The 10,019-nt window shown below is 58.4% G+C and carries 10 protein-coding genes; 4 read left to right on the top strand and 6 right to left on the bottom strand.

Annotated features, from left to right (window positions below; genetic code table 11):
- Positions 1-195 precede the first annotated feature (195 nt).
- A complete protein-coding gene (locus AB4043_RS16975; RefSeq protein ID WP_442301657.1) occupies positions 196-1,641 on the top strand; it encodes a sensor histidine kinase in 1,446 nt (481 codons plus the stop codon).
- Between the two features lie 42 nt (positions 1,642-1,683).
- Here the strand turns inward: AB4043_RS16975 and AB4043_RS16970 are convergent, their stop codons facing one another.
- The 4 genes from AB4043_RS16970 to dprA form a co-directional block, all read right to left on the bottom strand.
- A complete protein-coding gene (locus tag AB4043_RS16970) occupies positions 1,684-2,064 on the bottom strand; it encodes a DUF427 domain-containing protein (protein WP_442307592.1) in 381 nt (126 codons plus the stop codon).
- 133 nt (positions 2,065-2,197) lie between these two features.
- The gene (locus AB4043_RS16965; RefSeq protein WP_442307591.1) at positions 2,198-3,430 is read right to left on the bottom strand and encodes a topoisomerase DNA-binding C4 zinc finger domain-containing protein; all 1,233 of its coding nucleotides are present in this window, start codon (positions 3,428-3,430) and stop codon (positions 2,198-2,200) included.
- 11 nt (positions 3,431-3,441) lie between these two features.
- Complete coding sequence (topA, locus tag AB4043_RS16960) at positions 3,442-4,794, bottom strand: type I DNA topoisomerase (protein WP_442307590.1); 1,353 nt, start codon at positions 4,792-4,794, stop codon at positions 3,442-3,444.
- Between the two features lie 161 nt (positions 4,795-4,955).
- Complete coding sequence (gene dprA / locus AB4043_RS16955; protein WP_442307593.1) at positions 4,956-5,912, bottom strand: DNA-processing protein DprA; 957 nt, start codon at positions 5,910-5,912, stop codon at positions 4,956-4,958.
- Between the two features lie 108 nt (positions 5,913-6,020).
- Between dprA and AB4043_RS16950 the strand changes: the two genes are divergently transcribed.
- Both AB4043_RS16950 and AB4043_RS16945 read left to right on the top strand, forming a co-directional pair.
- Positions 6,021-6,869 (top strand): menaquinone biosynthetic enzyme MqnA/MqnD family protein, encoded by an 849-nt coding sequence (locus AB4043_RS16950; RefSeq protein ID WP_442307589.1) that lies wholly within the window; start codon positions 6,021-6,023, stop codon positions 6,867-6,869.
- Positions 6,870-6,962: 93 nt separating this feature from the next.
- The gene (locus AB4043_RS16945) at positions 6,963-7,571 is read left to right on the top strand and encodes a YqaA family protein (protein ID WP_442301663.1); all 609 of its coding nucleotides are present in this window, start codon (positions 6,963-6,965) and stop codon (positions 7,569-7,571) included.
- Positions 7,572-7,588: 17 nt separating this feature from the next.
- On the opposite strand, the gene AB4043_RS16940 is transcribed toward AB4043_RS16945, so the two are convergent.
- Positions 7,589-8,800, bottom strand: a complete 1,212-nt coding sequence (locus AB4043_RS16940; protein WP_442301664.1) for a hypothetical protein — start codon at positions 8,798-8,800, stop codon at positions 7,589-7,591.
- 87 nt (positions 8,801-8,887) lie between these two features.
- Between AB4043_RS16940 and AB4043_RS16935 the strand changes: the two genes are divergently transcribed.
- Positions 8,888-9,316, top strand: a complete 429-nt coding sequence (locus AB4043_RS16935; RefSeq protein ID WP_442307588.1) for a hypothetical protein — start codon at positions 8,888-8,890, stop codon at positions 9,314-9,316.
- Here AB4043_RS16935 and AB4043_RS16930 read toward each other — a convergent pair.
- On the bottom strand, positions 9,317-10,019 hold a 703-nt coding region (locus AB4043_RS16930), incomplete at its 5' end, for a tetratricopeptide repeat protein (RefSeq protein ID WP_442307587.1).

Genomic DNA, 10,019 nt, shown 5'->3' with positions numbered 1-10,019 from the left:
CCCGCAACACATATCTTCCACATCCAACTCTTCCTATCGATACGGGAACCATATCCGTCTCACACACGTATGCCCTTGTGAATGCAAAGTTTCGGCACCTCAACGTGAACTTTCGACCGTTCGCTGTGGAAGAGCCTGGACTCCGCAGTGGCTTCAGCTACCATTAAGGTTGAAGCTCGAGGAGAGTTTGTAAGTATGGCTACCGCTACTCCGGAAGCAACCGCCGCCTGTACCCCCGTCGACCAGATCATCGCCGCGCTTCGCCGCGTAGAGGCTCTGGACGGCCTTGCGGAACAAGACTATCTCTGGCTCGCCGAGAACGGCACGGAGCAAAAACTCTCCGCAGGTCAGGAGGTCTTTCAGGAAGGCGATCCCGCTGACCGTATGACCATCCTGCTGAAGGGTGAGGTACACGTTCGCCGTCGCGAACGCGGATCGGTTGCGTTCTTTATCTCACGTGTAGGACAGCTTTCAGGCCTGCTTCCCTACTCCCGTATGAAGACCTACGGCGGCACCGGCTGGGCGGTAGGCGATGTCTGGGGCCTGCACATCTATCGGCACCAGTTCGACGATATGCTTCGCGCTATCCCCGGGATGGGACAGCGCTGCGTCTCCACGCTGCTGAATCGCGTTCGCGATGTCACGCGTATGGAGCAACAATCGGAGAAGATTGCCGCGCTCGGAAAGCTCGCCGCGAACCTTTCGCATGAGCTCAATAACCCAGCCTCTGCGGCGCAGCGAGCGGCTTCGTCACTCCTGGGAGAGCTTCGCACGTACGGCGACTTGAAATACCAGCTCGGCTCACTTTGCCTAACCGAAGATCAGAAGGCGCAGTATCGCGAGTGGGTCACGCGTATGCGGACCAAATCGCCCACGGGCAGCCGGCCGGTGATCGCTCGCGACTCCATTGCCATCGCGGCCCGTGAAGATGACTTTGCGGAGTGGCTGACGGATCACAATGTCAGTGAACCGTGGAAGTATGCCCCCGTGCTGGCGGAGACTACACTCGAAGTCTGCGACCTGGATAATCTGTCGCATATTGGCGACGAGGTATTGCCTATCGCTATAGGCACCATCACCTCCGCTCTCAAGACGGAGCGCATGACTGAGACTGTCATCGACGCGACAGTTCGCATCTTCGACCTGATCTCGGCCATCAAGGACTACTCCTATATGGACCAGGCGCCGATCCAGGAGATTGACCTTGCAGCCGCTCTGGACAACACCCTGGCCATGATGGCGTCTCGGCTTGGCCGCGTAATGGTAGAGCGGGATTACGACCCGATGGTGCCCCACGTGCCCGCCTACGGCAGCGAATTGAATCAGGTCTTTACCGCACTGATCGAAAACGCCCTGGACGCCATGCAGGACAATGGCACGCTACGGCTGCGCACCCGCACCTCCGGCCAGCTTGCCCTGGTTGAGATCTGGGACTCCGGCATCGGCATCCCGCCTGAGATGCAGTCGCGTATCTTTGAGCCCTTCTTCACCACCAAGGCTCCGGGAGAAGGTCTGGGGCTGGGGCTGGACACAGTGCAACGCATCGTCTCCAAACACTCCGGGCACATTTCGGTGGAGTCGCGGCCTGGAGCCACCTGTTTCCAGATTCGCCTTCCGATCGAACAAATGCAGGCATACTAAAGAAATTAAAAGAGATAAGGCCGCCTATCAGGCGGCCTTTCTTTATATTGAAGCCCGACGGTTCAGCCGTGGTGGAGTTGGTGATGATGTTGCACGACCGACCGGGCAAGCGCATACAGAAACGCCCCGAAGACCATCGGCAAACCAGCGATCAGAAATAACAGAGAGTAGACGACAAGCTCTCCCCGTTTCGGTTGCGCCAGGCTGGAGTGGCGGAAAGAAGTATGAAGGGCGATGCCGAGGAGAATATTTACCGATGGTGTAGTAGCGAGCCTGGCCCTTCCAGGGGCAACTCGAGGTGGTCGAGCTGGAACGTAGAAACTCACGCTTGACGGTCTCTTCCGGGAAATAGATGTTACCCTCGACCGTTTCGAAATTGTCACTTTCGGCCAGAAGCTGGCCATTCCATACTGCCTTCGCCATGAAAGCGTCCTAATCTTTTCAACAACTTACAGCGTACTTGGACCTTAGTCCCTGCCTATGTTGTATCAGGTTCGGCGCAAAAACGAAAGGCCGGGTAACCCCGGCCTTTCGCATTGGTAAACGTGGATCAGATTCAGGCTTCCACCAGGGGACGCGTCTTCTCAGGATCAGGCCGCTCCAACTCTTTTGGCGCAGGAGCGTCGCCGATTCTCTTCTCGAAGTGGCACTCAGTCGCTGGCTTCGCGGCCTCTTCCCCGGCCTTTACCTTCCGCTTCGGCAGAGCTTCCACATTATTCGGGCAAACCAGGAAGACGCCGTCCTTCCGTTCGACCTCAAGCAGGTAGGTGGAGTTGCACTGGGGGCATGGTCCCGGCACCAGTTTCTGGTTCGAGGTGAAATCGCACTTCGGGTAGTTCGTGCAGCCGTAGAAGGTGGTGTTACGGCGCGTACGCCGTTCGGCGATCTTGCCGCCGCACTTCGGGCAGGGCACGTCGAGCAGGTTCTGCTTGACGTACTTGCACTTCGGATATCCCGAGCAGGAGACGAACTCGCCGTAGGGTCCCTGGCGCTTTACCAGCTCGTTCTTACCGCACTCCGGGCAGATCTCACCTGTCGGCTCCGGTGGCTTCTGCTGGACCTTCTGGTTCAGCTTACGGATGGTCTTACACGGCGGATCGGCGTTATAGTCCGGGCAGCTCATGAACGGACCAAAAGGACCGTTCTTCAACACCATCTGCTTGCCGCAGTTATCGCAGTACTCCTCTTCCAGCTCCGCGTCCTGCGCATCGGGCGACGCGAGATCGGGCTTGTCGGCGAAGTTCTCCTTGGTGAAGTCGCAGGAGAACGGCTCGATGACGATCTTCTTGGCACGCTCAGACGCTTGCGCCAAAGCATCGCGAAGCTGGGCGTTATCCTCGACCTCTTCGGCGAAGGCTTCCGCGTCATCCACCATGCCCTTTACCGTCAGCGGATAGCCGAGCTTGGCAGTGATCTTCTTGATGGCTGCCTTCGGATCCTTCTTCACGCTCGAACCCGCGATGGACATCGGCTTCGCCTTCGAAAAGTTGGAACAGGAGAAGAAGCTGCCGAACTTACCCCACTTCAGGATCAGCGGAGATCCGCACTTTTCGCAGACTTCCGTGGTCGGCTTCTCCCAGCGCTTGATCTCCTCCATGTTCTTCTCGGCGACCGTGAGCTCCTGCTCAAAGTGGTCGTAGAAGCCCTTCAGCAGATCCGTCCACTTCTCCTTGCCGTCCTCAACGTCGTCGAGCTCAGTTTCGAGCTGCGCCGTGTAGTCGTACTTGAAGATGTACGGGAAGTTTTTGACCAGAAGCTCGGTCACGACCATGCCGATTTCAGTGGGCACCAGCTTCGCCTTCATCTTCTTGACGGTGGAGCCTCGTAGACCTTCAGGAATCCATCAAACTTCAGCACCGAACCCGAGACGCGGAAGTCGTAGGTCTTATCGCTCTTCGCCGCGATGTCGACCGTGGTCTGATCAAAAACAGCCGGGGTCATCTGACTGGCCACGAAGCGATTCCAGATGAGCTTGTAGAGGCGGTACTGCTCGTCGGTCAGATATTTGCGAATCGAATCCGGCGTGTACTCAACATGCGTCGGACGGATGGCTTCGTGCGCATCCTGCGCATCTTTCTTGCCCTTGAACTGATTCGGCGAAGAGGGCAGATACTGCGTTCCCAGCTTCTTGCCGATGTAGTCACGCGCTTCGGTGATGGCATCCGGCGACACGCGCACCGAGTCAGTACGCATGTAGGTGATGAGACCCACAGTGCCGTCGCTGCCGACATCGATGCCCTCATACAGACGCTGCGCTACACCCATGGTGCGGCGGACATTGAAGCCCAGGCGTCCGGCAGCATCCTGCTGAAGCTTGGAGGTCGTAAATGGTGCCGGCGCGTTACGCCGCCGCTCCTTCTTCTCGACCGCACGAACCGCCCACGTGGCCTTATTCAGAGCCGCGATGGTAGCGTCCGTAATCTTCTGGTCGGGCAAGGCATTCGACAGGAACTGCGCCTTGCCTTCCTTATCTTTGCCATTGGCGACACGTGCCGGTTCTCCATCGATACCGACAAGACGTGCGATAAAGCTCTGCTTGCCGGCCTTCGGCGTCAACTCAGCATCAATGGTCCAGTACTCCACTGGCTGGAACGCATTGATCTCGCGCTCACGTTCCACGATCAGCCGCAGCGCTACGGTCTGCACACGGCCGGCGGAGAGCCCGCGCTTCACCTTGTCCCACAGCAGTGGAGAGATCTGGTATCCCACCAGGCGATCCAAGACGCGGCGCGTCGTCTGCGCATCGACGAGATGTTCATCGATATCACGGGCGTGCTGGAAAGCAGCCTTCACGGCCTTGGGAGTGATTTCGTTGAAGGTAACGCGCTGCACCCGCTTGCCCCGTGCGGCGGGCGAGATCTGCATCTTCAAATGGGCGGCAATCGCCTCGCCTTCGCGGTCAGGGTCAGGCGCGAGGTACACAGCATCAGCCTTGGAGGCGAGCTTTTTCAGGCGGTCAACGACCTTCTCCTTGCCCGGAGAGACGATCAGCGTCGGCTCAAAGGTACGTTTCTTGAGCTCTACCCCGATATCGTTCTTCGGCAGGTCCATGATGTGGCCGATTGAGGCCTCCACCGTGTAGTCGTTGCCAAGATATTTTCCGATTGTCTTTGCCTTCGCCGGGCTTTCGACAATCACCAGTGACTTCGCCATGAGTCTTCCTTCTGCGCTTCCAAACCGCCCGCCGCCGTCGGCGGCCTACTCGCTCTTAATACTGTTGGAGAACCTAACACGCCTCCCGGCCCCGCGGTCAACTGCGGAACATGGCTGCTTCGACGGACTGCAACACAAAACGTAACGAAACCGGGAAAGGTTCACACCATCACACGGACGTAGTTTTTGCCCGGTAACTGCCGCACCAGCCCTGCAAGTTCCAGTTCGAAAAGCGCCGCAAAGATCTCGGCGGGTCCCATCGAACCCTCGAGTTTCTCAATCAACTCATCGAGTTGGACGGCACTATCCATGGCCAGAGCACTGAGCACCTGCCGCTCCTGCTCTCCCAGTGCCGCCAGCCTTCCCTCTCCGTTGGCTGTGTTCTCGGGGAATAGAGATGCGGTTCCACCCGGTGAGGATTCATTCCCGGCCGTAAGCTGGACTCGGACGTCGCTTGGCAGATCCTCCCAAATGTCTTCCCATGTTGCAGTTAGCCGGGCTCCCTGCTTGATCAGCGTATTCGGTCCCCAGGCGTTCTTGTTGGTCACATTTCCGGGAACCGCGTAGATATCTCTCCCCTGCTCCAACGCGCAACGGGCTGTTACCCGGGTGCCGGAATACTCCCCGGCTTCCACTACCAGCACTCCGACGGACATGCCGCTGATAATCCGGTTCCGCACGGGAAAGTTCTGCGGCGCCGGGAAGGTTCCAAGCGGGAATTCGCTTACGATCGCCCCGCCCTTGAGAAGAATTTCTTCCGCAAGTCTCTTGTTTTCTTTGGGATAGATTACGTCAACACCTGTCCCCCAGACGGCTACCGTCTTTCCACCAGCGGTCAGCGCCCCTTTGTGGGCGGCGGTATCGATGCCTCGGGCCATGCCGCTCTGGATGACGAGCCCTCGCGCGGCAAGATCACGCGCTAGCAGCTCCGCCATTCCCTGGCCGTAGGTCGAGGGATGCCGTGTGCCAACCACCGCAATTCCGGGCAGGTTCAGGATTGCAGGATCTCCCCGCAGCCACAGCACTGCGGGCGGGTCATAAATCTGGCGCAGGCGTTCGGGATAGGCCTCATCCTCCGGAGTGAGAAAGGCTACTCCGGCCTCTTCCGCCTTCCGGATGAGGAAGCCCTACTCTACACCTACAGAGAAAATGCTCTAGCCACCTTACACCATGCCCAAAGGCAAAACAGAACCGCCGCTGGACAGCGATTGAGTAAACTCGAAAGAGTGGGACGTTTACGTATTTCGGCGATCGGTTTTCTGAACCCTGCACCTCTGCTCTACGACTTTGAGCACTCTGCCAAACGCGAAGCTCTCGCGAAACGGTACGACATTCACTACACGCTGCCGTCGAACTGCGCCCATGAGCTGGCGGAGGGCGAAGCTGATCTGGGACTCATTCCCATTGCCGCGCTTGCGACCATCCCTGATCTTCTGATTGTTCCCGGGTGCACGATCGCCTCGTTGCGCCGCGTCCGCTCCATTCAAATCGTAAGTCGCGTTCCTCTGGATCAGATCCGGACGCTCGCGGCGGACACTTCGTCACGTTCCTCCGTGGCCTACGCAAAGGTGCTCTTCCGGCATTTTCTTGGAACCGATCCGGAGTTCCGGCCGCATGCTCCGCTGGTGGACACCATGCTTGAGYACGCCGATGCTGCCCTGCTGATTGGCGATCCTGCACTCGTCGCCAGCGAATCGCATCCGGTCATCGAGATGCGGGCCGGCCAGCGTCTCTACTGGTACGACGTCGCCGAAGAATGGACGACGCGCACCGGGCTGCCGTGGGTAGCCGCCATCTGGGCTCTACGCGCGGAGGCTTTGGCGCAGACCGATGCCGCACAACTGATCGATGATCTGACCGCCTCTCGCAACGCTGGTCTGGCGCATATCGAGGATCTCGTAACCCATTGGCAGAAACGCATCGCCGTCTCTCCTCAGATCATCCGCACCTACCTCACTGAAAACATCCACTACGTTCTCGATGAGCGGTGTATCGCAGCCATGAAACTCTTCTTCGATCTCGCAGCGGCTACCGAAGCTATTCCGCAGGCTCCGGAACTGCGGTTTGTCGAATAACAACTTTTCATTTGCTCAACCAGAACTTTGCAACACAACTCCGCGTCCTAGCAGGATATGAGGCTCCAGGCCATCCATTCCCGCCGCGGATTAGTGCAACTTGTAACTGGCATGGGCATGGCGGGACTTTTTCTTCTGGCCGTGGTGGACTCATCGTTCATTCCACTGCCCATTCCCGGCGCCACGGACATCCTGCTGGTCATTCTGGCGGCAAGGCAGCATGCATGGCTCTGGATAACCGTCGTGGCGACAGCAGGCTCTCTGGTTGGCGGCAGTATGACTTACCACCTGGGCAAGGTGGGCGGCATGCATACGCTTGAAAAGCGTGTCCCACAGCGTTACCTGAAACGCATCACCAGTTGGACAGCCAAACATGGACTCCTTGCAGTCGCCCTGCCCGCGATTCTTCCTCCTCCTGCGCCGTTGACGCCATTCCTTCTGGCTGCGGGCGTTCTCCAGGTTCCCCGCAAAAAGTTCTACACCGCCTTTGGCATCAGCCGCCTGATACGTCATGGCGCAGCCGCTTGGCTGGGCTACCGCTATGGCCGCTCCATCCTGCGAGGATGGACGCACTTCTCCAGCGAGTGGTCCACGCCGTCGCTGATTGTGCTGTGGGGAGCGCTGATCGCTGTCTGCGCCTGGGGGGTCTATCGTCTGGTAAAGCGAGAACGCAGAGAGGCGCATCAGCACCTCTCTGCGTGAGTGCAGGATTATCGGATCTACTTCCCTTTGAAAGGCTTCTTCAGGTATTTGCGGGCTTCATCGGCCTGACTCTGGTCTCCGACCGGCGCCGAGGCCAACTGGTACTGACGCACGGCATCGTCGCGCCGTCCAAGAAGATCAAGCATCTGGCCCGCATTCAGTTGCGCACGCTTCTTTACCCAGTCGCTTGCGGCAGGAGCCGACGCCGCGGCAAGGTAGTGATCGGCAGCGTCATGGATCAGGTTCTGTCCTCGTTCCGCTTCCGCCAGGCCGTAGTAGGCCATATGCAGCCGAGGCTCGATGAAGTACCCATTCTTGTGCGCGTCGGCAATGACCGCCCGATAGGAATCGACCGCGCGCAAGCCGGTACCGCCGTCCTTCAAAAGATTCGCCTCTTCCAGGCGGAAGAGGTAATCATGCGGATATTGCGCCACCAGAGTCTGCGTTACGCCCAGGGCCTCACCGTATCGTCCATCGTGCCGTAGAAACAGGCTGAGCGCCGTACGAGACTCCACGCTGGTCACGGTCCCGCGGGCAGCACAGTCCCGCAGCAGGACCAGCCCCTTCTCCTTATTGCCGCCTACGCCGAAGATTCCGACCATGATGCGGACCAGCCTGGGAAGGCTGGCGACGGCGAACTGCTGAATTCCCATGGCCATCTTTGCGTCGACATAGTCAGGATCGATCCTTAGCACCTCTTCCGAATCAGTACGGGCGGACAGGCCTTCCTTGGCGGCCTTCGAAAAAGAATGGTCCACGAGTGTGGCGAACGACGCATGCATGCCCTTGGCGTATCCGCGGGCGAACAACGCATCTTTGTCCTTTGGATCGGCCTTCAGGCGGCGCTCCGCAAGATCAACTGCTTTGTTCGTCAGCTCTTCGATCCGCTGGCGCGTCGCAGGACTGACATTCGTCTCGCGCTTGTTGAAGATAAAGCTGTCGTGGGCGTAGTAGGTGGTATCCAGCAGATCCTGCCGGTAGAGTTCGCGATAGAGCGTAACCAGGAGCTGATACCCCACCGCCATCGGATCCTCGGGATGCGCTGCTTCAACCCTGTCAAAGCGCTGGAGCGCGCCGTCGTAATCCAGGTCGTAAAAACGCTCAAACCCTTCCCGGACTATCGGATCCAGGTTCAGGGGATTGGTATGGTGAGCCTGTGCCCACACCGGCTGCGAGATTGTCAGAATCCCCGCCGCCGCTACACTCGCTACAACGCTTCGTACCTTCATCAGACTCCATCTCACCATCAAATACATCTTTTTGTCTTGACCACCTGCCGCAGGCGACCTAGCGTAAGGTCACTGCAGTATTTGTAATTGGACGCTTCTCCTGTCTTTATGACGCGGTACGAACTGTTGACTTTGCTTGTGGGAAAGGCCCATACCAACGGCTTTCCCTTCCGAAAGTGGTACGTTAGCCGCCTTGGTCTGCCCTGGACCAGTGGCGAAGACGCCATTGCTACGCTCTGTGAGCAGCGCCGTTACTACGCCCTGCTTTTCTCTCATGAGTTTGCGTACGCCTTCTGGAAGCCGGGCGAACCCATCACCTTCCAGGTTCCATCGCAGAGCTTTCAACGCCGCATGGCGGACGGCACCATAGGCACCGTCATCCGCAAGCCTTATACGCGCCGTTCTGCACGAACAGATGCGTGGAAGTACCATCTTCGCGAGATGGCTTCAGCAGAGGAACCCCTGCGCTACATGCGGCGCTACCTGCATATTGAAGAAGAGTTCGACGACGCCTAGCTACTTCAGGGAGGCTAATGCCTTCTCTGCCGCTTTTTTTGTCTTTGGCTCGGCATCTGCCTTCAACACAGCCTCAAAGTGCTGCCGTGCTTCGTCCTTTTTGCCAAGCTTCAGCGCCATCTCCGCGGCGCCGAGGTGGGCGTCCGGATCGTCGGCAAACTGATCCAGCGCATCGATGTAGCGGCTATAGGCTCCCTGAATATTGCCGTCTTTGCGATAGAAATCGGCCACCTTCAGGTCTTCATCGAAGCGCTGTTCGGGGGTTTGCTTCTTGGTAATCTCACCTCGGCTGCCCAGATCCTTCAGCTTTACACCTGTGGGCGTCGCCGGACCGGCATCCTCATCCTCAGCCGCCTTCGACTCGTCGCTGGGCTTGCCACCATTCGGCGATGAAGAGGAAGAACCGGAGGAAGACGAAGAGGAAGAATTTCCCACAGGGTCATTCGCTGGGGGTGGATCTTCCCCCGGAAAGGGGAAGCTCTTCTTGGCATCGGCCGGCGTTATCGGCTTCTGCGCAGAAGGCGCATCGGCCTCAGACGTTGGTCTTCGGGGTGCGTCCTTTCCTTCGGCCGCATCGGCCTCAGGCTTTGGCTCCTGCGGCGTGTCTTTTCCTTCGGCTGCTTTACGTGACTCTTCTTCAGGGAACGGAAATGCCTGCTTTACCTGCTTCGGCGTCTGTTGATCGTCTGTCTTTGCTTTGGGG

The sequence above is a fragment of the Terriglobus sp. YAF25 genome, from assembly GCF_052113305.1.
In the GTDB taxonomy this organism is placed as follows: Bacteria; Acidobacteriota; Terriglobia; order Terriglobales; family Acidobacteriaceae; genus Terriglobus.
The sequence above is the reverse complement of the archived record's forward strand: the minus strand, read 5'-3'. Positions and strand labels throughout refer to the sequence as shown.